This window comes from Streptomyces sp. Ag82_O1-12 (assembly GCF_900182715.1).
Lineage (GTDB): Bacteria > Actinomycetota > Actinomycetes > Streptomycetales > Streptomycetaceae > Streptomyces > Streptomyces massasporeus.
The window spans coordinates 2,621,943-2,646,605 of record NZ_FXUW01000001.1 but is presented as its reverse complement, the minus strand read 5'-3'; the positions used below and the strand labels follow the sequence as shown (position 1 = coordinate 2,646,605).

At 73.3% G+C, this 24,663-nt stretch carries 22 protein-coding genes; 8 read left to right on the top strand and 14 right to left on the bottom strand.

The genetic code is table 11. The annotated features are described in order from the left end of the window. Positions 1-25: 25 nt before the first annotated feature. Positions 26-1,432 (bottom strand): SLC13 family permease, encoded by a 1,407-nt coding sequence (locus QOL88_RS12170; RefSeq protein WP_097216453.1) that lies wholly within the window; start codon positions 1,430-1,432, stop codon positions 26-28. Between the two features lie 193 nt (positions 1,433-1,625). Between QOL88_RS12170 and QOL88_RS12165 the strand changes: the two genes are divergently transcribed. Then, positions 1,626-2,333, top strand: coding sequence for a FadR/GntR family transcriptional regulator (locus QOL88_RS12165; RefSeq protein ID WP_097216452.1), 708 nt, complete (start codon positions 1,626-1,628; stop codon positions 2,331-2,333). 35 nt (positions 2,334-2,368) lie between these two features. On the opposite strand, the gene QOL88_RS12160 is transcribed toward QOL88_RS12165, so the two are convergent. Beyond that, a complete protein-coding gene (locus QOL88_RS12160) occupies positions 2,369-3,445 on the bottom strand; it encodes a MerR family transcriptional regulator (protein ID WP_097216451.1) in 1,077 nt (358 codons plus the stop codon). 172 nt (positions 3,446-3,617) lie between these two features. On the opposite strand from QOL88_RS12160, the gene QOL88_RS12155 reads away from it, so the two are divergent. Together QOL88_RS12155 and QOL88_RS12150 are read left to right on the top strand one after the other, a co-directional pair. Beyond that, on the top strand, positions 3,618-4,487 hold the full coding sequence (locus QOL88_RS12155) for an ATP-grasp domain-containing protein (RefSeq protein WP_179879103.1): 870 nt from the start codon (positions 3,618-3,620) through the stop codon (positions 4,485-4,487). Positions 4,488-4,542: 55 nt separating this feature from the next. Beyond that, a complete protein-coding gene (locus tag QOL88_RS12150; RefSeq protein WP_097216449.1) occupies positions 4,543-5,958 on the top strand; it encodes an MFS transporter in 1,416 nt (471 codons plus the stop codon). On the opposite strand, the gene QOL88_RS12145 is transcribed toward QOL88_RS12150, so the two are convergent. From QOL88_RS12145 to pgfA, 10 genes are all read right to left on the bottom strand, one after another. Further along, on the bottom strand, positions 5,939-6,547 hold the full coding sequence (locus tag QOL88_RS12145; protein ID WP_097216448.1) for a hypothetical protein: 609 nt from the start codon (positions 6,545-6,547) through the stop codon (positions 5,939-5,941). The two genes, QOL88_RS12150 and QOL88_RS12145, sit on opposite strands and share 20 nt — an antisense overlap. Further along, a complete protein-coding gene (locus QOL88_RS12140) occupies positions 6,513-7,340 on the bottom strand; it encodes an FkbM family methyltransferase (protein ID WP_097216447.1) in 828 nt (275 codons plus the stop codon). Before QOL88_RS12140 ends, QOL88_RS12145 begins: the two co-directional genes overlap by 35 nt. After that, positions 7,337-7,558, bottom strand: coding sequence for a Trm112 family protein (locus tag QOL88_RS12135; protein WP_097216446.1), 222 nt, complete (start codon positions 7,556-7,558; stop codon positions 7,337-7,339). Before QOL88_RS12135 ends, QOL88_RS12140 begins: the two co-directional genes overlap by 4 nt. Further along, a complete protein-coding gene (locus QOL88_RS12130; protein ID WP_097216445.1) occupies positions 7,555-8,460 on the bottom strand; it encodes a hypothetical protein in 906 nt (301 codons plus the stop codon). Before QOL88_RS12130 ends, QOL88_RS12135 begins: the two co-directional genes overlap by 4 nt. 15 nt (positions 8,461-8,475) lie before the next feature. Beyond that, positions 8,476-9,222 (bottom strand): class I SAM-dependent methyltransferase, encoded by a 747-nt coding sequence (locus QOL88_RS12125; RefSeq protein WP_097216444.1) that lies wholly within the window; start codon positions 9,220-9,222, stop codon positions 8,476-8,478. Continuing rightward, a complete protein-coding gene (locus QOL88_RS12120) occupies positions 9,219-10,463 on the bottom strand; it encodes a condensation protein (RefSeq protein ID WP_097216443.1) in 1,245 nt (414 codons plus the stop codon). Before QOL88_RS12120 ends, QOL88_RS12125 begins: the two co-directional genes overlap by 4 nt. Further along, entirely contained in the window at positions 10,460-14,632 is a 4,173-nt protein-coding gene (locus QOL88_RS12115; protein ID WP_097216442.1) for an alpha-(1->3)-arabinofuranosyltransferase domain-containing protein, read from the bottom strand. Before QOL88_RS12115 ends, QOL88_RS12120 begins: the two co-directional genes overlap by 4 nt. Continuing rightward, on the bottom strand, positions 14,629-15,321 hold the full coding sequence (locus QOL88_RS12110) for a class I SAM-dependent methyltransferase (protein ID WP_097222957.1): 693 nt from the start codon (positions 15,319-15,321) through the stop codon (positions 14,629-14,631). The genes QOL88_RS12115 and QOL88_RS12110 overlap by 4 nt, the downstream gene beginning before the upstream one ends. Before the next feature lie 107 nt (positions 15,322-15,428). Beyond that, entirely contained in the window at positions 15,429-16,613 is a 1,185-nt protein-coding gene (locus QOL88_RS12105) for a glycosyltransferase family 4 protein (protein ID WP_283445891.1), read from the bottom strand. A gap of 219 nt (positions 16,614-16,832) precedes the next feature. After that, positions 16,833-17,828 (bottom strand): cell envelope lipid trafficking protein PgfA, encoded by a 996-nt coding sequence (pgfA, locus tag QOL88_RS12100; protein WP_097216441.1) that lies wholly within the window; start codon positions 17,826-17,828, stop codon positions 16,833-16,835. A 214-nt stretch (positions 17,829-18,042) separates the two neighbouring features. On the opposite strand from pgfA, the gene QOL88_RS12095 reads away from it, so the two are divergent. After that, complete coding sequence (locus QOL88_RS12095) at positions 18,043-18,195, top strand: hypothetical protein (protein WP_179878842.1); 153 nt, start codon at positions 18,043-18,045, stop codon at positions 18,193-18,195. 2 nt (positions 18,196-18,197) lie between these two features. Further along, positions 18,198-19,448: a PucR family transcriptional regulator gene (locus QOL88_RS12090; RefSeq protein WP_097216440.1), complete on the top strand. Its 1,251-nt coding sequence runs from the start codon at positions 18,198-18,200 to the stop codon at positions 19,446-19,448. A gap of 141 nt (positions 19,449-19,589) precedes the next feature. On the opposite strand, the gene QOL88_RS12085 is transcribed toward QOL88_RS12090, so the two are convergent. Together QOL88_RS12085 and QOL88_RS12080 are read right to left on the bottom strand one after the other, a co-directional pair. Next, positions 19,590-19,895, bottom strand: coding sequence for a hypothetical protein (locus QOL88_RS12085; RefSeq protein ID WP_097222956.1), 306 nt, complete (start codon positions 19,893-19,895; stop codon positions 19,590-19,592). A gap of 42 nt (positions 19,896-19,937) precedes the next feature. Beyond that, positions 19,938-21,560, bottom strand: a complete 1,623-nt coding sequence (locus tag QOL88_RS12080) for a M6 family metalloprotease domain-containing protein (protein WP_179878841.1) — start codon at positions 21,558-21,560, stop codon at positions 19,938-19,940. A 309-nt stretch (positions 21,561-21,869) separates the two neighbouring features. Between QOL88_RS12080 and QOL88_RS12075 the strand changes: the two genes are divergently transcribed. The 3 genes from QOL88_RS12075 (at position 21,870) to QOL88_RS12065 (ending at position 24,663) form a co-directional block, all read left to right on the top strand. Next, the gene (locus QOL88_RS12075) at positions 21,870-22,829 is read left to right on the top strand and encodes a trypsin-like serine peptidase (RefSeq protein WP_097216439.1); all 960 of its coding nucleotides are present in this window, start codon (positions 21,870-21,872) and stop codon (positions 22,827-22,829) included. A 215-nt stretch (positions 22,830-23,044) separates the two neighbouring features. Beyond that, positions 23,045-23,818, top strand: a complete 774-nt coding sequence (locus QOL88_RS12070) for an IclR family transcriptional regulator (RefSeq protein ID WP_097222954.1) — start codon at positions 23,045-23,047, stop codon at positions 23,816-23,818. Further along, complete coding sequence (locus QOL88_RS12065; protein ID WP_097216438.1) at positions 23,815-24,663, top strand: SMP-30/gluconolactonase/LRE family protein; 849 nt, start codon at positions 23,815-23,817, stop codon at positions 24,661-24,663. Before QOL88_RS12070 ends, QOL88_RS12065 begins: the two co-directional genes overlap by 4 nt.

Sequence of the window (24,663 nt, the reverse complement as noted above, 5' to 3'; positions counted from 1 at the left end):
TCCGTGGGCGGTGGGCCCGGCCGGGTCATCCCCAGCCGGGGGCGACCATCACCAGCCAGGCCGCCGCCGGTACGACCGCCACCACAATCCCTCCGTACACCATCAGCTGCCGGAAGAAACGCTCGCGGTCCACGTCCGGGGCGGCCGCCAGGACGAGGGCGCCGTTCGTGGAGAACGGGCTCACGTCCACGACGGTCGCCGACACGGCGAGCGCGGCGATCATGCCGATCGCGCCGATCTCGCCCCGCTCCAGGAACGGCACGGCCAGGGGGATCAGGGCGCCCATGATCCCCACGGAGGAGGCGAACGCGGAGACCAGGGCGCCGATGTAGCAGAGCAGGACGGCCGCGAGGAGGGGGACGCCGATGCCGCCGACGCCCTCGCCGGCCCAGGTGATGGTGCCCATCTCGTCGAGGACGCCGACGTAGGTGAGGACGCCGCAGATGAGGAGGACGGTGGGCCAGGCGATTTCGCCTACGGCCCTGCGGCTGTCTTCGGGCCAGGCGGTGCTGAGTACGACGGCGAGGGTGATGGCTGTCAGTCCCGCGTCCAGGTCGAAGACGAGGACGGCGACGACCAGGGCCAGGAGGGAGGTGAGGGTGGCTGTGCGGGCCGGGGTGAGGCGGGTTTCCTCCGGGCTCCGGGTGGGAGCGGCCGGGGCGGGGCGGGTCCGCAGCTGGGCGGTGCCGGGTGCAGGGGTGGGACTGCCCGCAGCCGCGACGGCATTGCCCGCTGCGGGGGCGGGACTGCCCGCAGCCTGGGCCGGGCTGCCCGCTGCCGGGGCGGGGCCGCCACCGGCGCTGTCGCTGTCGGCCACCGCGCCCCGCGCCCACAGCTTCAGCCCTCCGCACACCACGAACACCACCGCCGCGATCACCAGGTTCGCCGCGAGTGACGCCAGGAACAGGACGACCTCGTTGCCCGGGAGCTTCTCGCGTTCCACGATGCCGTTGACGATCGAGCCGTAGATGCTGATCGGGGAGAAGCCGCCGGCCTGGGCGCCGTGGACGACCATCGCGCCCATCAGCAGCGGGCTGATCCCGTAACGCGCGGCGAAACTCAGGGCGATGGGGGCGACGATCGCGACGGCGGCCGGGCTGACCGCGCCGATGGCCGTGAGCGCGCCGGTCAGGGCGAACATCACCCAGGGGATGAGCGCCACCCGCCCCCGCACGAGCCGGACGGCGGCGTGCACCAGCCAGTCGGTGGTGCCGTTGGCGCGGGCGATCGCGAAGAGGTAGGTGACGCCCACCAGGACGACGAACAGGTCGCCGGGGAACCCGGCGAAGATGCCGTCGGCGTCGAGGTCCGCGACCAGCCCCCCGACGGCGAACGCGGCGGCGAAGGCGAGCGCGCCCATGTTGACGGAACGGGTGGTGGCGATGACGAACACCACGACGAGGACGAGGATCGAGATGAGTTCGGGGGACATGCGGGCTCCCGTCGTTGGGCCCCGGAGCGACTGGGCACACCTTGAGTGGTCAAGTGGCTGAACCACTTGAGGTGCGTTGGTCGAACAGCGTGGGGGCGGGCCGGGCGCCCGTCAAGGGGGTGCGCGAGAATTGGCTTAGCCACTGCGCCACTGTCGAAGGCCGGTGCTAGGCTCCCGGCGAGAGGGGGAGCCCGTGACCGACGCCCTGCGCCCCATGACGAAACAGCGCCTCTACGAACAGGTGCTGGAGCGGCTGCGCCAGTACGTCGCCGAGGGTGGTCTGCGGGCCGGTGACCGGTTGCCGCCCGAGCGGGATCTCGCCCAGCGGCTCGGGGTCAGCCGGGCCTCGGTGAAGCAGGCGATCGTGGTGCTGGAGGTCCAGGGCCTGGTGGAGGCCCGGCACGGCGGGGGCACCTACCTCGTGCGGGACAGCCTCGACACCGAACCGGTCGAGCGGATGGTCGAACGCCGCCGGCGCCTGCCCGACGTCCTGGAGGCTCGGGAGGCGCTGGAGACGAAGCTCGCGGAGCTGGCCGCCGAGCGGCGCACCGAGGACGACCTGGCGGCGATGCGCTCGGCGCTCGGCGTGATGACCGAGGAGATCGAGGCGGACGGCCACGGCGTCGAGGGCGACCGGCTGTTCCACGCGGCCGTGACGGCGGCGGCCCACAGCAGTCTGCTCGCCGAGTTCATGCGCTCCATCGCCGAGCAGATCGCCGAGAGCCGCACCGAGTCGCTGCGCCAGCCCGGCCGCCCGTCCCGCTCCCTCTCCCAGCACCGGGCGATCCTCGACGCGATCGCCGCCGGGCAGCCCCGGCAGGCCGCCGCGGCCATGCGGCGCCACGTCCGCACGGTGGCGAAAGTGCGGCTGCTGGACTGGGAGCCGGGGGAGGAGAGCTAGGACGCTGGGGGGCGGTCCGGTCCTGGGCCTCCGGGTCAGCTCTCCACCACGTCCGCCACCACGCAGCTGACGTTGTCCGGCCCGCCCGCCGCGTTCGCCGCCGCGACCAGAGCCTGAACGGTCTCGTCCGGGGACGCGGGCGCGACGAGGAGTTCCCGGACGCGGTCCTCGGCAACGACGCCCGACAGGCCGTCGGAGCAGAGCAGATAGCGGTCGCCGGGGAGAGCGTCGTGCAGGCGCAGGTCCGGGGCCGTGCCGGTGCCGCCTCCGGTGAGGGCCCTCAGGAGCATCGCGCGCTGGGGGTGGGAGACCGCCTCCTCCGGCGCCAGCCGGCCCTCGTCGACCATCGACTGCACCATCGTGTGGTCGTGGGTGATGCGGAACAGCTCACCGTCGCGCAGCAGATACGCGCGCGAGTCGCCGATGTGCACCAGCGCCAGCCGTGAGCCCGTCCACAGCAGGGCCGTCAGGGTCGTGCCGATGTCGTCGGAGCCGTCGGCGACGTCCCGGACGGCCTGCTCGGCGCCCCGCACCGCGTCCTCCAGGACGTTGAGGACGCCGCCGGCCGGCACCTCGTCGGTGTCCAGGAAGCGCAGTGCCTCCACGGCGGCGCTGCTCGCGGGCGCGCCCGCCGGTCCGTAGCCGTCGGCCACGGCCAGCAGCCGGGTGCCCGCGTAGGCGGTGTCCTGGTTGGCGGGGCGCACGCGGCCGGTGTCCGAGTGGGCGGAGTAACGCAGTTCCAGCATGGCGGTGTCCTTCCCGGGCCCGTTCGGGTCCGTCGTCAGGTGAGCGACCAGGAACGCGGCGAGGTCCCGCCGGACCGCCGTCTCCGCCTCGACCCGCGCCCAGTGGGCACGGATCTCGCGGGCGGCGGCCGACGGGTCGCGGTCGTGCAGGAGACACACCCGGCGGATCTCGGCCAGCGGCATGCCCAGCCGCCGCAGCCACGCCACCAGCCGGGCCCGCTCCAGTTGGCCGGCCGCGTAGTACCGGTATCCGGTGTCCGGGTCCACGCGGGCGGGCCGCAGCAGGTCCAGCTCGTCGTACAGGCGCAGTGCCTTCGGTGAGAGCCGGCACGCCTTCGCGAACGCGCCGATCGTGAGCATGGTCATGCGACCCCCTGCGGTCCCGGCGCTCCTCGCGCTCGTTCTCGTTCCGCCACCGATGCTGGGGCTTCACCGAAGGTGAAGGTCAAACAGGGTGTCGTGGTTCCGGACGGGATTGTTAGCCTGCGACGGACATCGAATCGATCGTTCGTACGAGGATGGAGTCGCCGTGACCGGCATCCCGCGCATCGCCGTCGTCACCTACGATCCGCGCGGCGAGCAGCACAAGGACCGGGACCTGCCGGTGCTGGTCGCCGCGCTGCGGGAGGCCGGAGCCGATGCCGTCGCCGTGGCCTGGGACGACCCCGCCGCCGACTGGGCCGCCTTCGATCTCGCCCTGATCCGCTCCACCTGGGACTACAGCTGGCGCGCCGAGGAGTTCACGGCGTGGGCCGAGCGGTGCGGGTTGGCGACCCGGCTCGCCAACCCGGTCGGTGTCGTGCGGTGGAACGCCGACAAGCGCTACCTCGGGCAGCTCGCCGAGGCCGGAGTGCCGACCGTGCCCACCCGGTACTTCGCTCCCGGCGACCCCGTCGAGCTGCCCGCCGAGGGCGAGTTCGTCGTGAAGCCCGCCTCCGGGGCCGGAGCCCGGTACGCCGCCCGCCACCCGGCCGGGGAGCGCGACGCCGCCGAACGGCAGGTCGAGCGCATGCACGCCGAGGGGTTCACCGTCATGGTGCAGCCCTATCTGAGCAGCATCGACACGCACGGCGAGCGGGCCCTGCAGTTCTTCGGCGGACGTCTGCTGCACGCCAGTGTCAAGGGCGCCGTCCTCACGCCGGGCACGCCGTACGACGCGGACAAGGTGGCCCACCCCGACCTGCGCCGCTGGGAGCCGGCCCCCGCCGAACTCGCCGTCGCCGAACAGGCACTGGCCGCCGTGCCCGTCGACGCGGAGCTGCTGTACGCACGCGTGGACCTCGTCACCGGCCCGGATGGCGAGCCGTGCGTGATGGAGCTGGAGCTGATCGAGCCGAACCTGTTCCTCGATCTGCACCCGGACTCCGTGCCGCGGGTCGTGCGGGCGGTGCTGGCCGCCGCCGACTGACCCCCCGGGTGGGGCATACGTCCCGCGGTGGGGCTTTTGGTGTACTGGTAGGGCCATGCCCTCTCCCGAGCCGGTCCCGCAGTCCGCGCGACGGTCCTGGGCACCGCTGCTGGCGGTGTGCGCCGGGTACTTCATGGTGATCCTGGACGTGACGGTCATCAACGTCGCCGTGCCGGTGGTCGGCCGGGAGCTGTCGGCCTCGCTCACCGGCATCCAGTGGATCACCGACGGCTACACCCTGGTCTTCGCCGGGTTCCTGCTGACGGGCGGGGCACTGGGGGACCGGCTGGGCAACCGACGGGTCTTCTGCTGGGGCGTGGCGGTGTTCATGGCGGCCTCGGCGGCCTGCGCGCTCGCGCCCGGGACGCCCTTCCTCGTGGTGGCCCGGCTGGTGGAGGGGCTGGGCGCGGCGCTGATCGTGCCCGGTTCGCTGGCCCTGCTCCAGCAGGCCTACCCGGAACCGGACGTCCGCTCGCGGGCCTTCGGGCTGTGGGGTTCGATGGCGGGCATCGCGGCCTCCGCCGGGCCGCTGCTGGGCGGGCTGCTCGTCTCCACGGTGGGCTGGCGCTGGGTGTTCCTCATCAACCTGCCCGTCGGCGCGGCCTGTCTGGCGCTCACCCTGCGGCACGTGGCCCGCTCGCCCCGGCGCGCCGACCGGGCCCTGGACCGGCCCGCGCAGGTCGCCGTCGTCGCGGCGGTGGCGCTGCTGACCGCGGGGCTCAACGAGGCCGGACGGCGCGGCTGGTCCGACCCGGCCGTGCTCGCCGGCCTGGGCCTGGCCGTACTGTCCGCCGTCGCCTTCGCCGTGCGCGAGCGGCTGGCCCGGTCCCCGGCCCTCCCGTTGGACCTGCTGCGCTCCCGCGCGATGGGCGGCGGCGCCGTCATGGGCCTGCTGTTCAACTTCGGCTTCTACGGCATGGTGTTCACCGCCAGCCTGGAGTTCCAGCACCAGCGCGGCTACAGCGCCCTCGGCACCGGTCTGGCGCTGTTCCCGGCGGTGGCGATGACCATGTTCGCCTCGGTGCTGTCCGGCCGGCTGTCCCGCCGTACCGGCCACCGGCCGCTGGTGGTCTCGGGCATGCTCCTGGCCGCCCTGGGGCTGGCCGGCTGGGCCGCGGCGGGCGCCGACCCTGCCTACGCGCTGTTGATCGCTCCGATGATGGCCGCGGGCTTCGGCACCTCCTTCGCCCTCACCGGCTCGACCGCCACCGTGATGGGCGCCGCGCCCCCGGCCTATTCGGGCGCCGCCTCCGCCCTGTTCAACACCACCCGCCAGATCGGCAGCGCCACCGGCGTCGCACTCGGCGGCAGCCTCCTCGCCTCGGCCGCGAACTACGGCACCGGGATCCGGACCAGCATGGGCGCCGGAGCCCTCGCCTATCTGGGCGCGGCGGTCCTCGCGTGGTGGTGCGTACCGGCGAGGACCCGCCGCCCTCCAGGACTCACGCGCCTCAGCCCTGAGCACCGGTGACGGACACCCGCTGCACCAGCCCCCAGGTGAACTCGGCGACGGCCTCCCGCCTGACACCCTCGGCGTCCGGCGCGGTGAACGCCAGACCCCACCGGGTCGGAGCCGTGCCCTCCAGGGGACGCGCCGGGGCGAAGGCCCGGGCCGCCTCGTCGACGGTGCAGGACCAGGGGGTGAGATCGTCGAGCGTGCGCAGCTCGGGGCTCTTCGCGCCCGGCGCGCGGACCAGCCACTCGTTCCACACCGCCCGGTTCGGGGCGGTCAGCACCTCGAAGCGCAAGGAGGGCCACAGGGGCACCGGCCACAGCCAGGCCTCGCAGTCGAGATCGCCGATCCGGCGCGGCGTGCGGGTCTCCGGCTCGCCCAGCACTTGGCGGTACCGGGACAGGGGCGCCCGGGAGCGCGGGGAGCGGGCCATCGCCTGCCAGCGCCGGTTGGCCTCGCGCATGTTCGCGATCGACACCCCCAGCTCATGGCGGGCGGCCTCCACGAGCCCGGGGTTGTGGTCGGCCATGCGGCGCAGCAGCACCAGCTGGAAGTCGAGCGGGGTGAAGGGGCTAGCGGGGGGCTTTGCGGAGGGCATGGGACCCATGGTCGCCCACCGGGGCCTTGCCGGGGCGGCGGCCGTCGGGCAGGAACAGGACGGAGTTGACGTAGCGCGGGCCGCGCAGGAGCGGGGAGGGCAGGACCCGGCGGAGCAGGCCGTGGGAGACGACGTAGGACGCGCGGGCCTGGTGGTCCTCCAGCGGGAACTTCGCCAGCGGCACCCAGGTGTCGCCGGGCAGCACCCAGCCGTCGTAGCCCAGCAGCGACAGGTAGGTCACCACCGGCGCGATCGGCTGGATGCGGGACTCCAGTTCCACGAACAGGGCCGGCCGGTCACGGGCCAGCAGGCCGGTCGCGCCACGCAGCACCGCGAGCTCGTTGCCGTCCACGTCGATCTTGATGAAACCGACGTCGCGCAGACCGAGTTCGTCCAGCGTGACGCAGTGCACGTCCAGCGCGCGGCCGTGGATGTCGCGGCGGACCAGCGAGGACACGCCCCGGTCGCCCGAGTCGTCCGGTGGCAGCCACAGCCGGGCGATGCCCGGCCGGTCCGAGGCCGCCGCCCGGATCACCCGGACGTTCGGCGGGGCGGCGGTGGCCAGCAGCCGGGCCAGATGGGGCACCGGCTCGACGGTCACGACCCGCTCGGCGAGGCCGGACAGGCGGTGCGTCCAGGGCCCGTACCAACCGCCGACGTCCACCGCCGTACCGCAGCCCGGCGGGCACAGCTCGGCGAGCCGGGCCAGCTCCGGCTCGAAGCGGGGGTACAGCGCCCGGGCCGTCGCGGCCACCAGCCGGGTGGGCAGCAGAGGGGCGAGGCGGGCCGCCAGGCTGGTCACGGCGCCATCCTCTTCAGGAGTTCCTCGTGCTCGTCGTCCGGCACCTGCTCGCCCGAGGACGGCAGCAGCTGCGGAATGCCGTCGGTGATCGGGTAACGGCGGTGCAGACGCGGGTTGTACAGCGCCTCCTCCCGCCCGGCCTCCTCGGCGAGCAGATGCAGCGGCCCCTTGTCGAGCGGGCACGCCAGGATCTTCAGCAGCGGGTCGTCGGACTTCATGGCGATGCCAGCTCCTTGGCGGGTGGGGAGGGTTGGGGAGCGGTGTCGTGCTTGGGCATGGTCAGCAGCACGGCCACCGCCAGGGCCGTGCCCGCCACCCGCAGCGCCAGCCGCAGCGGCTCGTCCGGCAGGGCCTCGCCGAACGACAGCGTGCCGAGCACCGCCGTGAACAGACTCGTCACGGTCGTGCACACCGGCACGATCAGCGAGGCCCGGCAGCGCTGCAACGCCGCCTGCGACATCACCAGGCCGAACACACCGGTGAACAGCAGCAGATACGGATAGGGGGAGCTCAGCAGGTCCAGTACCGCGCCGCCGATCCCGCGGGTCGTCAGCCGGCTGGAGACGCCCTTGATGGCCAGTGAGCTGACCCCGTAGAGCAGGCCCACGGCCACGCCGTACTCGACGCCGGTCGTGGGCCGCCGGTGCCGGTTGCGGGTGCGCCGCTCGGCCGAGGCGTACAGCCACACCCCGGCCGCCAGCGACGGCACGCACACCAGCAGGATCAGCGGGTAGGGCGCGTCCTGGCTGACGGTGTCCGACCCTTCCCGCAGCGACAGCACCACCATCAGCAGCGCCAGCAGGATCGCGCCCAGCGCGTACCGCTCCCGGCCGGACGTCTCCTCCCCGAGCAGCCGCGCCGACAGCAGCACCAGCAGCACCAGGCCGGAGACGAAGATGCCCTGGGCGGCGGCGATCGGCAGGGTGCGGTAGACGACGAGCTGCGCGGCGAAACCGGCCGCGAGGGCCAGGGACCCCCCGATCCACAGGGGACTGCCGAGGACGAGGCGCAGCAGTCGGGCCGGCCGGCGGATCGTGACCTCGGGCAGGGAGGTGAGGGCACGTTTCTCCAGCACGAAGCCCAGGCTGTAGAGGGTGTTCGCCAGCAGGGCCGCGGCCACTCCCCACCCCATGGGCTACGTCCTCCTGGCGTGCAGCAGCAGGATCGACGCGAGCTGCGGCCGGGCGCAGGCCAGCCGGTCCAGCGGGCGCAGCGGGCGCGGCACGCCGTGGAAGGGAGCCCCTTCGAGCCCGACGACGGTGAACCCGGACGCGGTGACGAACTCCTTCAGCGCGCGGGCGGTGTAGAGCCGCAGATGCCCGACCACCTCCTTGCCCGGGCGGCCGTGGATGCCGCGCAGGCTGACCTCCGAGAACACCGGCTGCACACCGGCCAGCAGCAGGCCGCGGTTGTACCAGGCGGCCAGGTTCGGCGTGGACAGCATCAGATGGCCGCCGGGGCGCAGGATCCGCCGGATCTCGTCGAGCGCGGCGTCCGGGTCGACGAGGTGCTCGACGACCTCGCTGAACAGCACGGCGTCGGCCGACCCGGAGGCGAACGGCAGCCCGCCGCCGGTGAGTTCGCCGCGCACCGCGTACGGGATGCGGGTGCGGGCGCGGCGCAGGGCGTCCTGGGACCAGTCGACGCCGATGACCCGGTGGCCGGGCAGGAGCGGGGCGGCGGTGGCTGCGGCGGTGCCGTCCCCGCAGCCGATGTCGATGATCGTCCGCGGGCTCGTGGTCGCCGGGCCGCCCAGGGCCCGGGCCAGCATGCGGGCCTGGCGGAGGCTGCGCGGGGTGCCGGAGGCGACCGGCACGGCCGGGTTCTCGTAGAAGTCGCGCAGGTCGCGGGGCGGGGGCCCGGTGGTGGTCGGTGCGGTCACGGGGTCACCTCCGTGGTGTGCAGGTAGTGCTCGAAGAGGTCGCGGAGGTGGGCGCCGTCGCCGTGGCCGAGCAGGGCCTTCGACCAGCGCAGGGCCAGGTGGAGACGGCCGGCCGTGGAGGCGGTGGTGACGGTCAGGCCGCGTGGCATCCGGGCCGGCGCCGAGAACCAGACCGCGTGCGCGCGGCCCGCCTCCTCGCCGAAGTCCAGGGGGTAGGGGATGCGGCCGATGTTGCTGAGCAGGGTCGTCGACGTCCAGGGCGCGGCGGCCCTGCGCAGGGTGCGGGTGAGGGCGGCGCGGGCGGTGACGGGCGCCCAGGGGGACGTCAGGAGGGCCGCGCCGTGGCCGAGTTGGGGGCGGGGGAGGGACTTCAGGGCGCGGGTCCGCTCCGCGGTGCGGCGCAGCAGGGCCGGCATGTCGGTGACGTCCAGCTCCCGCGGCGCGTACGGGACTTCCACCAGGCGGGTGCCGTTGCCGATGGGCATCGTGGTGTCGCGGGGGCGATCGTCCACGGGCATCGTGATGCGCAGGGGGCGGGGGCGGGCGCCGTGCTCCCGGTTCCAGTGGGCGATGGTCAGGGCCGTGGTGACCATGAGCTGGTCGTTGACGGTGTACGGGGAACCCTTGGGGCGGTGCGGGAGGGGGAGTTCGGTGACGAGCAGGCCGTTGCCGGGGGAGGGCTCGGGGGTGCCGCGCGCCACCCGCGCGGGGGGTGCCCAGCCGGCCGGGGTGTCCGGCACCTCCTGCCGGGGTTCGGCGGCGCGGGTCGGGGGCGCGGCCGGGGCGTTGTCCCGGCCCCCGTACAGCTCGGCGGCCGTGGCCAGCACACGCAGGCACGCCGGGCCGTCCAGGGCGGTGTGGTTGATGGTGAGCAGCAGGACCGAGTCCACCACCTCGAGCCGGATCGGCGGGGACATCGACAGCGGCGGGGCGTCCGTGAGGGCCCGGGTCCGGGCCTCGTGCAGGGCGCGGCCCGGCGGGGCGAAGGTCACCACCTCCACATCGGGCTCCGGCGTCAGCTCCCACTCGTACTGCCGCCGGTACCAGGGCCCCCGCGCCTCCCGCATCAGGATCCGCGGATGCCGGTGCAGGGCTTCCAGGAACGCCTTGCGCAGCCGCGCGTGGTCGAGGGGGCCCGGGAGGTGGACCTCGATGTGGACCGTCTCCGGTTCGGCCTCCTGGAGGCAGTGCCGGGACACCTCGTCCACCACCGGGAACGGGATGCGTGCCGGTGCCGTCATACGGGCCGGCCCTCCCCGGTCCGCGTCCTCGGCAACTGTTGCGTCGGCGCCTCCGAGGGCGGCTCCTCACGCAGGCTCACCAGCCCCGCGAACAGGCCTATCAGTGCCAGCAGTTGGGCCAGGTGCCCGAACGCTCCCTCGCCCGCGCCCACCGGCTCCCCGGCCCCGAATGCCGCGACGATGCCGGCACCGGCCAGGGCGGCGAAGGCGATCGGCACCAGCAGGGCGTGCCGCCGCGCTGCGAGCAGCGCCAGCGCCGGGACCAGCAGCGCGAACCAGCCCGCGATCACCACCCCGACCAGCGTCAGCGCCACCGTGCCGAGCCACAGCCCGGGCAGCGGCGGGACCGGCTGCGGAGCGTCGGGGTTGGGGGCGCGACGGCGCCACAGTGCCAGGCCCAGCAGGACCGCGATCCCGGCGCCGCTGCCGATCAGGGCGGCGTCGTACGTCGTGGCCGGCTCGTAGGACAGCGTCACGTTGCCGCCCGCCCCTGCCGGGACCCGCCAGCCCTGCTGCCAGCCGTCCAGCCGCACCGGGGTGAGCTCCTTGCCGTCCAGGGTGGCCTTCCAGCCGTCGTTGAAGTTCTCGTACGTCGTGAGGTACGAGGCCGCGCCCGAGCCGACCGTCACCGCGCGCCGGTCGCCCAGCCAGTCCCGGATCCGCAGGTCGCGCCCGGCCGCGGCGGCCTCGGGCACCGTGCCCCGGGTCAGGGTCACGTCCGTCAGCGCGAGCGGGCCGGCGTCTCCGCCCTCCAGCCGGTGGTCGCCGGAGGAGAGCCGCACCTCGGCGTCGCCCCGGCCGTCCTGACAGAGGGTCACCTCCACGCCCCGGCGCTCCACCAGGTCCCGCACGGTGCCCTTCGCGCTCGTCTGGTACAGCTCGCCGTCCAGCGCCACGTCCGGGCCCTTGCCGCACGGGAGGGAGAACGTCCGGGTGCCGTCCGGCTGCGGGGTGCGGTACTGGTCGAGGGAGGGCAGGTAGGCCTCCGTGAGGCCCACCGGGAGGCGCAGGTCCTCGTCGGCGACCGGGTTGTGCAGGGTCAGCGGGGCCGTCTCGGTGATCGTGATGTCGAGCCGGTCGGTGGTGATCGGCGGGAAGCGGACCCAGCCGTTCTCGTCGACTCCGGCGATGGCCGCGCCGTCCGGGGAGCTGATGTGCACCTCGGAGGCCCGGGCGGACAGGCCGCCCGCGGGGGCCAGGACCAGTTCGCCGACCGGCTGCTTGCCCTCCCAGCGCAGGTGGATCGTCGGCCGGTCGCCCGCGATCCACGCCGTCGTCAGGTCGCCGTCGGTGAGGTTGCGTGCCGTGAGGCCCGCGCCGAGGCTCGCCGTGGAGTCGGCGGTGGCGACGATCCGGGCCTGCTGCTCGGGCGCCACCTCGTAGAGCAGCTTGTCGAACTCCTCGCCCGGCACCGGCACCGCGCTCGCCTTCACCTCGTACGTCCCGGAGGCCGACGTCGTGAAGCGGCGGTGCAGTCCGGCCTCGGTGCCGGTCGCGGAGAGACCCGTCGGATCGGAGGCGCGGTGCAGGGAGACGACGGTCGCGGCCGACGTGGCGTCCTCGGCGTCCGCCGGGAGCCGCAGCAGCCGCGTCACCTGCACGTCCGGCAGGTCGATCTCGGAGAAGCCCGCGCCGGTCAGACCGGCCCGGCGCTCCACGGAGTCCACGATCGTCAGCTTCATCCAACCCGTCGCGCCCGCAGGGGCCTTGATCCGCTGGGTCATGCCGTTCGGCCGGAGGAAGCTGGTCCTCTCGCCCTTCTCGGTCTCCACCCGGACCTTCGTCGCGGCGGCGCGCACGCTCTCCTGCGGCAGCGGCGTGACCTTGAACGAGGACGGCATGTCGTAGGAGCCGGTGAAGCCGATCCGCAGCCACTGCCCGTCCGGTGTGTCCGGCGCGCCCTCCGCCCACGCGGTGTCCGGGTTGCCGTCGAAGGCGTTCACCGGGTCGTACTGCGGGAGGTGGAACAGCCAGTTGCCGTACGAGGACGCCGACACCGAGCGGGCGCCGCGCAGTTCGGCCACCGTCTGGTGACCGGTGCCCTCGGCGGGCAGGATCTGGCGCGGTTTCTCACCCGGGTCCTGGAGCGCGTCCGGCGCGTTGCGTTCGTCCCGGGTGTACGTGTACGACGTGCCGGCGTTGACCAGCCCGAACCGGGTGTCCGCCCGCCGCAGCCCGTCACCGAGCACCTGCACGGCCGGGGTGCCGAGCCCCGGGTGGTTGTCGCCGGTCAGGACGGTCGCCCGCCCGCGCAGCCGCTCCGCCAGCGGCAGCAGCGCCTCCGGCCCGCCGGACACCACGGCCGTGTCGGCGACCGGGGCGAGCCCCGCCTGGCCGGGCCGGACCACGTCCGCACCCGTCGGGCGGTAGATCTCCACGGCCCGCTGCCGCGGGTACAGCCCCTCCACCTGGAGCGGCGCGTCCTGCGCGATCCGGCCGCCGGTCATCACCGGCCCGAGCCCGGTCACCCGCTCGTACCCCGACTGCTCCAGGGTGCGCTTGACGGTCGCCGTGGGCACATAGCCGATCTGGTCGGGGTCGAGGTCGTTGCGCACGACGACGTAGTACAGCCCGGCCCGGCTCACGTAGTCGGCGAGACCCGGCACGTGGGAGCCGGACAGCAGTGCCTGTTCGACGGCGTCCATCGCGCGCCGGTTGCCGGGCGTGCCGAACGGCACGTAGTCGCGCTGCGCCCACCGCGACTCGGCGAGCACGTCGAGCGGCTGGTCGACGGGGGAGCCCCAGGAGTAGACGCCGTGCGCGGTCGCCGGGACGACCAGGGCCCGCGAATCGGGCGAGTACTTCTCCAGCCAGTCGGCCGTGGCCTGCCAGTAGGTGGGGAGCTTCTGGAACGAACCCGGGTTGAGGATCGACCCGTTGAGGTACGGCCACAGCAGTCCGGGCAGGATCAGCACGGCCGCGATCAGCGGGGCGAGGCGCCGCCCGCGCACCCGCCGGGCCCCGCGCGGCTCGGCGGCGACACCCACCAGATGCGCCAGACCCAGTGCGAGCGCCAGCGCCACACCGGTCTGGAACTTGTAGATGTTCCGGAACGGCGACGCCCACCCGTCCAGCCAGCTCTGCACGACCCCGTGGAACGGCGCCCCGAACGCCCCGCCGTACCCGGCGAGCAGCACCAGCACGGCCACCAGGACCGTCAGCACCAGCCACCGCCGCTCGGGCATGTCCCGCCGGGCGAGTCCGGCGAGCCCGAGGCCGGCCGCGAGAGCCGAGCAGAGGATCACGATGACGGAGGAGGCCACGGCCCAGCCGGCCGGCAGCCACGCCTCACCGAGGTGCAGATAGGCGACCCAGTTCCCGGCGCCGCGCAGCGCCTCGGTCGCCGACATGGTGTCCGTGGTCGTCTGCGCCGTCTCTATGTAGGGGAGGAAGTTCTCGCCGTAGATCCCGAGCAGCAGCAGCGGAACCCACCACCAGGCCGTCACCACGAGCACGGCCGGTGCCCACCAGGCGATCAGCTTGCGCTGCCGGGGGCCGGGCGGCCGGGACAGCAGATACAGCCCGGCCGGCAGCAGGGAGGCCAGCGTCGCCGACGCGTTCACCCCGCCCATGAACGGCACGAGCAGCGCCGACCGCAGCGCCGCGACCCGGGCCGCGTACCGCTCGTTCGTCAGCGGCAGCAGCACCCACGGCAGGAACGCGCCGGGCAGGGCGGCGGCCGACGTCGACCCGATGACGGTCGTGAACAGCGGCCACAGCGCGTACGCCACCGCGCCCAGCAGCCGGGACGCCCCGCTCCCCACCCGCAGCCGCTCCGCCAGCCGCAACGCCCCCCAGAAGGCGACGGACACGATCAGCGACAGCCACAGCCGCTCCGCCAGCCACACCGGCAGCCGCAGAAGGTCGCACAGCCAGTAGAACGGCAGCATCGGCCACAGATAGCCGACGTACTGGTCCTGGATGCCGCCGAACCCGGCCCGGTCGTGCCACAACTGGCCGAGGTCGGCGAGGAACTGCCCGGGGTCGACCGTGACACCGAGCTTGGTGTCGAAGGTCTGCCGCCCCGGCCGCACCGCGAGGAACAGCACGAACACCACGGCCCAGAAACCCAGCAGCCAGCGCCGCGACCGCGGGCCGTCGGGCGGGCCCGAGGCGGTCGCGGTGGTGGGGACGGCTGCCGGGGGAGGAGCCTGGACCGTGGTTGTCATGGGGGACACCGCCGCAGAATGAGGAGGAGGTTCCAGGTGGCGAACTCGCGGATGCCGGGCGCCTTGACGACGGCCTCCGCGAGGAACGGCCAGTAGCGGGAGCGGGCCGAGACGACCGTGACGTCGTCCCGGGCGCGCACCTGCCGCAGGGTCGAGCCGATGTGCACCGCGAACAGGTTCTCGCCGAGCGTGTGCTTGGCGGGTCTGCCGGTCCGCCGCAGATAGCGGGCCCGGGCCCGCGCGGCACCGAAGTAGTGCCAGGGAGCCCACTCGTGCCCGCCCCACGGCGACAGCCAGTTGGTGAAGGACACGTAGATCAGCCCACCGGGCCGCGTCACCCGGGCGAGCTCGCTGAGGAACGTCTCCGGATCGGCCACGTGCTCCAGCACGTTGGAGGAGAAGGTGACGTCCGCGACGCCGTCCCGCAGGGGCAGCAGATACCCGTCCGCGACGACCGTGCCGCCCGGTGGCTTCTCGCCCAGCTCGGCCATGTCCGGTTCGAACAGATGGGCATGGGCGCCGCGACGCCGGAACTCCTCGGTGAAGTAGCCGCTGCCGCCGCCGATGTCCAGGACGGTACGCCCCGCGACCGGACCGTCGTAGGCCTCGACCTGGTCCACGGCGTCGCGCGCGAGCAACGCGTAACAGCTGTCGGGATCATCCTGTTCGTGGAGGAAGGCACGGAACAGGGCAAGCGATCTCCGGAACGAGGGGTCCTGGTGAGAGGGGCGCGGGGTTGCACCGTGCGCGGCTGCGCCACGTGGGCGCGACCAGCCACGGACCACCGCACGCCGCCTCAAGGTCCCCAGCCCCTCACCGCCTCCGCGGCGACGACCCGGAACGCCCGCACAGTCCGGTCCCACCGAAACCGCGCCGCACGCTCACGCGCCGCCTTCCCCATCAACTCCCGCTCCCGCCCGGCCAGGGCCAGCGCACACCAGGCCGCGGCGAACGACGACTCGCCGCGGGCGAGAACGCCGGTCTCACCGTCCACCACGGAGTCCTTCAGCCCCGGCACGTCGAAGGCGACGCTCGGCGTCTCGCGGGCCGCGGCCTCCGTCACGACCAGGCCCCACCCCTCCACGGCGGAGGGGTGCAGCAACAGCCAGGCCGCGCACAGCAGCCGGTGCTTCTCGGCTTCCGTCACATACCCGGTGAACTCCACACCGGGACCGGCGAGCCGTTCGAGACGTTCCCGTTCGGGCCCGTCTCCGACGATCACCAGCCGGCCGCCGGTCACCGGCCGCACCCGCTCCCAGAGCCGCAGCAGCAGATCGATGCGCTTGTACTCGACCAGCCGCCCGACGGCGACGAACAGCGGCTCGGCCGAGCGGTCGGCCCGCGGGCCCGGCTCCTCGACCCCGTTGTGCACGACCCTGATCCGGTCCCGCTCGACCCCGATCGCGCGCAGCGCGTGGGCGGTCGAGGAGGACACGGCGACGAGCAGGTTCCGCTGCTGCGACCCGGCCAGCGCCCAGTGCTCGAGTCTTCGGCCGATCCGTGCCGCCGGTGCCAGCGGCCCGCCGAAGCGCATCTTCCACAGGTCCGTGTGGACGTGGTTGACCAGGGTCAGCGTGGGCCCGTGATGCCACAGCGGCGCCAGGTACGGCATGCCGTTGCACACCTCGACCAGCAGGTCGCAGTCGCCGACCCGGCGGGTGAAGGCCGACCGTGCGCGCAGGTAGTGCCCGTACGGGCCGCCCGCCGACACGACCCGGTAGTCGCGGAAGGCCGCGGGCCCCCCGCACAGCAGGGTCACCTGGTGGCCCAGTCGGGTCAGGCCGTCGGCGAGCTTGTCGACCAGCAGCTCGGAGCCGCCGGCGGACGGGTTGTCCAGATCACGATGGGCGAGGAAGACGATCCGGCGCGGATGTGGGGGGAGCGCCGGGGGGTGCTGCGCGCTGGGGGACGCGGCGCGGTGGGGGTCCCCCAGCTCGAGCGCAGCCGAGAGTGGGGGAGTGGAGGGTACGTGCTGGGGCATGGGTGCTCCAACTCGTCTCGGGGTGCGGAACTCAGCGTGGGGAAAACGTGGGGGGTGCGTTCGTCACGGAGGAGTCGGCTCGTGGGGAGCCTGAGCTCTTCCTGGGAGGGGAGTGTGGACGGGATGTGCTGGGGTGGGGTTGGACAGTTTTCGCCCGGACGTTCGCCACGGCTACTCACCGACGTGACAATTTCGGGCTTTGTTAGAACTGACGTCACATCACTTCGTGAGAGAGGGCTGGGGCGTTCCGGACGTATCGGCCGGAACGGGGTTCTCCGGCTCCTTCCGCCCGCGCGCCACGAGAACGCCACCCACCACCGCGAGCACCAAGCCGCCCACCGCCGCCCCGATCGGCAGTGTCGTGCCCACCATCCGCAGCTGTCCGCTGTCCCGCTTCGCCTGCCGCACGGCCTCCTTCTGGGTCGCGGTCGTGAACGAGACCTTCGGGCTGTCCAGCAGCACCGCCGCGTCCTTCTCGCCGCCCGGCGCCCGCAGGGTTCGCCTCGGGCCGGTCTGCGCGTAGATCACCCGGCCCGTCGCCTGGTCCACGACCAGCTCGAAGCCATGGTTGGAGTACCACTCCTCGGCCAGCACCTGCGGCCGGTTCGGCTGGTCGACGAGGCTGCCGGGGACCATGCGCGTGCCGGTTTTGGTCGGCGGCACGGAGCCGGTGAACTTGTAGCCGGTGTACCCCTGGACCTTCGCGGTGCCGCGGTAGCGCAGCACCACCGTGTCGCCGAGGGTGTTGTCCCACCACTGGTAGGAGCGTTTCTGCACGTCGAAGGGGAACTTCAGATACGCCTCACCCTCGATGTACGGCTTCTCCCCGCAGCAGTGCACCGGCCGCGTGGTCTCGCGGTCCATCACCCAGCGGTGCGGCACGAAGTCCAGCGCGTCGTGCGGATCGGCGGCCGGCAGCGACTTGTCGGTGTCGACCGTGGTCGTCACGTCCCAGATGGCGTTGCCGCTGCGTTCGCTGTCCTCGACGTTGCCCCGCACCCGCTGGGTCACGGTGATCGTCCGGTCGTCCACCGTCTCGATCCGGTCAGTGTCGAAGACGCTGCCCCGGCCGGTGTAGACGGCGGTGGTGTCGATGTCGATCGGGTTCACCGCGGCACGCGGCTCCACGTACCAGGCGAGCAGGGGCGCCAGCACCAGCAGGAACGTGCCGAGACCCAGCAGGACCAGGGAAAAGGGAGAGGTTGTACGGCGCATCCGGGCACTCCAGTGGCTTGGGACGGCTCGACGTACGAGAGGGCCGACACGGCTCGGGAAACGGCGCGTGCGGTTGGGCCGGGAACCGTAGGCCGCTCTTGACGGGGTGTCAATGCTTGTCGAGACTGGGCGCGACAGGCAGGGACGGGACGCCGGGGTGGGGAAACCTCCGGATGTTCTCCGGACGGATCCGGACAGAGAGGCTGACCCTGCGATGTCCAGACTGCTCGCTGCCGCGCTGACCGTCGCGCTCGGAGCCGCCCTCGCCGTGGGCGCCGCCCTTGGCGTGGTCGCACTGCTCGAAGCCACACCCGACCAGCCCAACACCCCCCTGATCACGTACGAGCAGGACGGGCAGGGGGGTTGACGGTGACGGCCGCCCGCACCGCAGCCGTCACGACCCGCTCGGCCTGGCACGACGTACCGCGCTTCCAGGTGCGCCGGTTCGCCGCGATCGCCATGGCGGAGGCACCCGCGCTCGCCGAGGAGATCCTCTGCGAGATACAGCGCGAGTACCCGCATCTGCCCGTCGTCCTCGACGACTCCGGCGAACCGATGGCCCTGGTCGGCATCCGCCGCGCCATCGAGGTGTTCGTGCAGCACCTGGAGCACTCGGAGGGACGCCCGACCGTCCCGCCCGGCGTCTTCCAGGACTTCGGCCGCGGCGAGGGCAGAGACGGCCGCTCCCTCGACTCCCTCCAGGCCATCTACCGCATGGGCGTACGCCTGGCCTGGCGCCGATTCGCCGACATCGGCCAGCGCGTGGAGATCCCGCCCCCGGCGATGTACGAACTCGTCGACGCGGGCTACGAGTACCTGGACGGCCTGGTCGACCAGTCCGTACGCGGCTACGCCGAGGCGGCGGCCCGCCAGGCCGGCGAACGCCTGCGCCTGCAACGCCGCCTGATGGAGCTGCTGCTCGCCGAGCACCACCGCGGCGACCCGGCCGAGGCCCTGACCGAACGCGCCGCCCGCATCGGCTGGCCCTTACCGGCGAAGGTCGCGGTGGGCGTGCTGCTGCGCCCGGCCCGTGAGGCGATGGCCCCCGCGGTCGGCCAGGGCGTCCTGCTCGACATGGAGTACGAGCAGCCCCGCATGGTCGTGCCCGAACCGGACGCGGCGGGCCGCCCCGAGCTGGTCTACCGGGCCCTGGCCGGCTGGTCCGGCGCGATCGGCCCGCCGGTCCCGCTCACCGACGCGGCGAAGTCCCTGCGCTGGGCGGAGGCGGCGGTCCGCCTGATGGAACGCGGCCTCCTCCCCTCCGGCGAGGTCCTCTACTGCACCGAGCACACCGAGGCCCTGGTCCTCCTCCAGCCCGAGGAACTCATCGACGACCTGGCCCTCAGGTGCCTGGCCCCCCTCACCCACTGCGGCCCCACCCACGGCCGCCGCCTCGCCGAAACCCTCCTGGCCTGGCTGGAGACCCGCGGCGGCGCCCCCGAGGTCGCCACCCGCCTCGGCGTCCACCCCCAGACCGTCCGCTACCGCCTGCGCCAGATCCGCGAACTGTGGGGCGACGAGATCGACGACCCCGACCGCCGCTTCGAACTGGAACTGGTGCTGCGGGCCCAGCGGTTGCGTGGGGAGCTCGGGGTGGCGCGGGGACGACGACGCCCCTGACGGCATCTCAGCACCGCGCCCCGGACCCGAACCTGCCCGGTGGTGGCCGCCGTTCGGCCAGTGCCCGGTCTCCGGCGAGTTTCGCCCGCGGCCGGAGGACGGTGCCGGGGCAGGCCCGCATGCGTTCGCGGGGAGGGTGTCTCAGCTCGGTGGCTCCGTCGTGAACATGCCCGGTGGTGGCCGCCGTTCCGCCAGTGCCCGGCCTCCGGCGAGTTTCGCCCGCAGCCGGAGGACGGTGCCGGGGGGCAGGCCCGCCACGCGTTCGGCGGGGACGGCGACGTCCAGGCGTCCGCCCGCGTAGCGGGACAGCAGGTCGGCGTAGCCGGAGACCGGCCGGGCGTCGAGCACGTCGACGACCAGCCGGTCCCAGCCCGCCAGCCGCGGGTCCGGACCGGAGGAGACCAGGCGCGTGGTCAGCGCGGTGAGGTTCTCCATCGCCTGCACCATGCCGGTCACCTCCATCGGTCAGCCGCCGCCCGCCGCGACCGCCTACCGGCGGTAGGAGTGCCCCACACCGCCCGCGCCCGAGTTCGCCGCCCGCGGTGCGCCGTTGAGCTCGGGCCGCGAGCCCGCCTCGGCGTACGGCTCGGGCCGGCGCGCGTCGCCGGTCATCCGCTGCTCCAGCGCGTCGAGCCGGGCCTGAAGGGCGTGGACCATCTCGTGCAGCCCGGTCTCGGCGGCCGGTTCCGTGCGGGCGGCGCCGGAGCGGACCGGCAGGTGGACGGGGCCCGGCACGGTGACCCCGACGGTGGCCGTCATCGTCGGGCCGGACGCGGAGATGCCGGTGACGGAGACGCCGGTCGGGGCGCCCGCGTGGGAGTGCGAACTCGGGGCGGTGGCCGCGCCGAACGCGGTGTTGCCGGAGCTGCCGGGGTAGGCGTCCCCGGCGTCGCCGCGGTTGACCCCGAACTCCAGCTCCCGTTCGTCGTCCGCCTGCACCAGCCCCACCATGTACTGGGTCTCGTCGGTGTTGTCCGGCCGGTGCTCGTCGATGTGCCAGATCAGCAGCCCGTCGCCGGGCAGCGAGACGTCGTAGCCGGTGCGCTGGCGGTTCTCGAGCAGGAAGTACTCGCTGCCCGGCAGCCCTCCGGTCCACAGCCTGTGCACCTGGTGGCTGTTCTTCACGTCCGGCAGTGAAAGGGTCGCGGAGCCGGTGACGTTGGCGACCGTCGCCCAGCCCTGGTCGAGCTTGCACCAGGCCGACGGATGCGTCGGCACGTCACCGCCGCCGCCCCAGGAACCGCCGCCCATCAGGCACCAGTTGCCGACGCCCTCCGACGAGCCGTCGATGTCGTACAGGTCCGGGAAACCGAACACGAGGTGTCCCAACTCGTGGGCGCACACACCGATCTTGGCGTCCTCGGGAATGGTGAGGTAGGCGAAGATCCGCGCTCCGTCCGCGTTGTAGGCGTTCGGCAGGACCCACTTGTGCGACCAGATGTCCCCGGAGTCACCGGTGACCTCGCCGCCCCGCGCCGCGTGCACGACGATGAACGCGTCGACGAACCCGTTGCCGTCGTTGTCGTACGGCGCGTAGTTGATCTGCGGGTCGGCGGCGATCGCGGTGTCCCGGGCCATCAGCTGCGCCCGGGCCTCCCCGGACGGCCGGCCTATGCCGAAGTTGCCGTTGGCGTACCAGGAGACCTTCTTCGGCAGCCGCACCGGGCCGACGACCTCGCCGACGATGTCGACCAGGCCGTGCGTCGCCTCCCGGTAGTACTCCCGGACACTGCCGTGCGGCATCGAACCCAGGGAGAAGAACAGCTCCTCGAAATGCTCCTGAGTGGCCGTCATCTCCTTGTCGTCGAAGTCGGCGAGGACGACGACCACCCGCACCGCGCCGGTGAGCGGGGCGCGTTCGGCCGCCGCGGCCGCGATGGACTCCCGGGGAGTGCCCACGGGAAACTCGTCAGGCGGCTTGATCGTGCCGTCGTTGAAGCCGGGGTGGCGCGGCTCGCCGCCCAGGACGAACTGGCCGCCCAGCGGCGAGGCGGACTCGATCCGCTGCCGCTCCTCCAGGAACCGCTCCCGCAGTTCGGGGCTCGGCGAGACGGCGCAGAAGTCGGACCAGACGGCGACGGCGCCCGTACGGTGGGGAAGGTGATCGGACATGGTGGTGCCCCTCGGAGTGAGAAGGTGGGGTTTCGGCCAGTGACGCACGCCGCGCAGGCCGCCGCAACCGCAGTGCCCGGCCGCGCTCGCGGGCTCATCTCGCCGCCGCGGAGGCCCCGATGTGCATATGCGCGACGGGCGGATCCGAGGTTTGATGGAAGGGAGCGCAGGGCACGACGCCCGCGCGGCGTCCTCAACAGGACGGCACAACATTCAACTTCATCGGGTCGCCCCCGATCCCGGCGCGGGCCCTCGCGTCCCTCTCACCTCGCGCCCCTCCACCGGCACACCCATCCGTGGAGCACCCCCATGCCTGGCACCCCGGACTCGAACCGCCCTCCGCTCTCCGCCGCGGAGATCCGCACCTCCCCCCTCCAGGTCCCTCAGCACGACGCCCCGGACCCCAACGGCTTCAAGCCCGTCGAACTGCCCAAGTCGACCGTCGTCCCGGTGAAGACCCCGACGGCACAGGAGCAGCCGGCGCCCGACCTGGCGCCCTCGATGCCGAACGGGCAGGACGACATCCGGCTCGAACCCAACCGCTTCCAGGTCGGCGAACCGCCCCAGTTGGTCTTCGCCGGACAGGAACTCGAGCCGCTCCTGGTCTTCAACCCCGACGGCCGCCACCCCTACGACGACCGCACCTTCCCCTGGGTGCTGTCCTGCCGGGTGTTCTCCGGGTCCGGAAACGGGTCCGGCGCGCTGATCGGGCCGCGGCACGTGCTGACCGCCAGCCACGTCATCGACTGGCAGGCGCTCACCGTCTCCGTCAGCATGGTGCAGGGCTCCACCCAGCTCGCGAGCGCGGGCGCGACCCACATCATGGCCTACGAGCACATCGTGGACGTGACCTACAGCAACGCCGACGACGACTACGCGGTCGTCATGCTGGACCGCAGGCTCGGCGACGGCTTCGGACACTTCGGCTGCCGTACCTACGACTCCGACTGGGACAACGAGACGGCGAACTGGTTCAACATCGCCTACGAGCCGCTCATCCACGCCACGGCGGCGAACTTCCAGACCGGCTTCTTCCTCGACGAGGACGACTTCGACCTCGGCGGCGGCCGCATGCTGATCACCAAGACCGGCGACTTCCTCAAGGGCATGTCGGGCAGCCCGGTCTTCGGCTTCTGGCCCGAGGGCCCCTTCGTGGTCGGCGTGGCCAGCGCCGGAGCCAACGGCGGGTTGTCCGGCAACTACAACGCCATCGCCGGCGGCAACAACCTGACCCGGCTCGTCAACAAGGCCAGGGCCGACTTCCCCTGATCCACGGCCCTCCCGGTCCGGCCGCCGACGCCGGACCCCACGGGGCACCGGCGGGAGCCGCCGCAGGAACGCGGCTCCCGCCGGTGCCCCGCGCCCATTGCGTGCCTCTGCCCATTGCCCGGGCATTCCTCTATGGCTAGCCTGTGTTCGTCATGCCGATCGCCTGTTGAAATCTCGAACACAGGCGCCTGAGACATTTAGGGAGGGTGCCGGTCGTGGGACGCCTCGTACCAGCTGTGACCCGGGCTCTCGACATTCTCGAGCTCTTTCTCGACGGGGACGGGACGCTCTCCGCCCCCGACATCGTGCGCCGGCTCCAGCTGCCGCGCACCACCGTGCACGAGCTGGTGACCACGCTCGCCGCCCGGAAGTACATCGTGCAGGTGCCCGGCCAGCCCGGACGCTACCGGCTCGGCGTGCGCCCGTACCAACTCGGTGCGCGCTACTCCGAGCAGCTCGACCTCGCGGCCGAGGGCCAGCAGGTCGCCCGGACCGTCGCCGAGACCTGCGACGAGACCGTGCACGTGGCGATCCTCGAGGACACGGACGTCATCTACATCGCCAAGGTCGACTCCACGCACGCCGTGCGGATGGTGTCGGCGGCCGGCCGCAGGCTGCCCGCCCACTGCACGTCCGTCGGCAAGATGCTGCTGGCCTCCCTTCCCGAGCCGGAGCTCACCGCGCGCATCCCCGACAGCGCCGAGCTGGTCGCGATGACCCCCAACAGCATCACCGACCCGGCCGCCCTGCGCGAGGCCCTGGCCGAGATCCGTGAGCGCGGCCTCGCCGTGGAGAACCGCGAGTCCAACCCGGACGTGTCCTGCGTGGCCGCGCCGGTCCGCGACCGCACCGGGCAGGTCGTCGCCGCCCTGTCGATCTCCGTGCCCATGATCCGCTGGAGCGAGGAGCGCCGGGCCGAGCTGGAGCAGCTCGCCGCCAAGGGCGCCGCCGAACTGTCCGAGCACCTCGGGCACCGGAGCATGGCATGACGACGTCGTACGAGGTCGCGGTGCGTGCCGAGGCCGAGCTGGGCGAGGGACCCACCTGGGACGCGGCGACCGGCCGTCTCCTGTGGATCGACATCCTCGGCTCCCGCCTGCACACCTACGACCCGGTCACCGGACGCCGCTCCGTGCGCCGCACGGAACAGCACATCGGCGCCGTCAAGCCCCGCGCCGGCGGCGGGCTGGTGCTGAACCTGCGCGACGGGGTCGGCCTCCTCGACCCCGACGGCGGCTTCCGCTGGCTCCACCACGAGCCGGTCCCCGGCCGCCGCGCCAACGACGCCGCCGTCGCACCCGACGGCGCGCTGTGGACGGGCACGATGCGCTACGACGAGGCACCCGGGGGCGGGACGCTGTCCCGCGTCACGGGGGACGGCTCGGTCGACGTGGTGCTCGACGACGTGGCCGTCAGCAACGGCACGGGGTGGAGCCCCGACGGGCGCCTCATGTACTACATCGACTCCCCGACCCGGCGGGTCGACGTCTTCGACCACGTGGACGGGCGGATCACCGGGCGGCGGACCCTCGCCGAGATCGAGGAGAGCGCGGGCTTCCCGGACGGGCTGACCGTGGACGCCGAGGGGTGCGTGTGGGTCGCCCTGTGGCAGGGGTCCGCGGTGCGGCGGTACACCCCCGACGGTGAGCTGGACCGGGTGATCGACCTGCCGGTGCCGCTGGTCACGGCCTGTGCCTTCGGCGGGGCCGACCTGAGCGATCTGTACATCACCACGGCTCGCGTGGGGCTCACCGAGCCGCCCGCGCTCGCGGGGTCCTTGTTCGTGGTGCCCGGGGCGGGGAAGGGACTGGCTCACCCGCCGTTCGCGGGCTGA

Coding starts and splice junctions, on each gene's coding strand:
- QOL88_RS12170 (WP_097216453.1), bottom strand. CDS start 1,432: ATGTCCCCCGAACTCATCTCGATCCTCGTCCTCGTCGTGGTGTTCGTC.
- QOL88_RS12160 (WP_097216451.1), bottom strand. CDS start 3,445: ATGACCATGCTCACGATCGGCGCGTTCGCGAAGGCGTGCCGGCTCTCA.
- QOL88_RS12150 (WP_097216449.1), top strand. CDS start 4,543: ATGCCCTCTCCCGAGCCGGTCCCGCAGTCCGCGCGACGGTCCTGGGCA.
- QOL88_RS12145 (WP_097216448.1), bottom strand. CDS start 6,547: ATGGGTCCCATGCCCTCCGCAAAGCCCCCCGCTAGCCCCTTCACCCCG.
- QOL88_RS12135 (WP_097216446.1), bottom strand. CDS start 7,558: ATGAAGTCCGACGACCCGCTGCTGAAGATCCTGGCGTGCCCGCTCGAC.
- QOL88_RS12120 (WP_097216443.1), bottom strand. CDS start 10,463: ATGACGGCACCGGCACGCATCCCGTTCCCGGTGGTGGACGAGGTGTCC.
- QOL88_RS12115 (WP_097216442.1), bottom strand. CDS start 14,632: ATGACAACCACGGTCCAGGCTCCTCCCCCGGCAGCCGTCCCCACCACC.
- QOL88_RS12105 (WP_283445891.1), bottom strand. CDS start 16,613: ATGCCCCAGCACGTACCCTCCACTCCCCCACTCTCGGCTGCGCTCGAG.
- pgfA (WP_097216441.1), bottom strand. CDS start 17,828: ATGCGCCGTACAACCTCTCCCTTTTCCCTGGTCCTGCTGGGTCTCGGC.
- QOL88_RS12095 (WP_179878842.1), top strand. CDS start 18,043: ATGTCCAGACTGCTCGCTGCCGCGCTGACCGTCGCGCTCGGAGCCGCC.
- QOL88_RS12085 (WP_097222956.1), bottom strand. CDS start 19,895: ATGGTGCAGGCGATGGAGAACCTCACCGCGCTGACCACGCGCCTGGTC.
- QOL88_RS12080 (WP_179878841.1), bottom strand. CDS start 21,560: ATGTCCGATCACCTTCCCCACCGTACGGGCGCCGTCGCCGTCTGGTCC.
- QOL88_RS12075 (WP_097216439.1), top strand. CDS start 21,870: ATGCCTGGCACCCCGGACTCGAACCGCCCTCCGCTCTCCGCCGCGGAG.
- QOL88_RS12065 (WP_097216438.1), top strand. CDS start 23,815: ATGACGACGTCGTACGAGGTCGCGGTGCGTGCCGAGGCCGAGCTGGGC.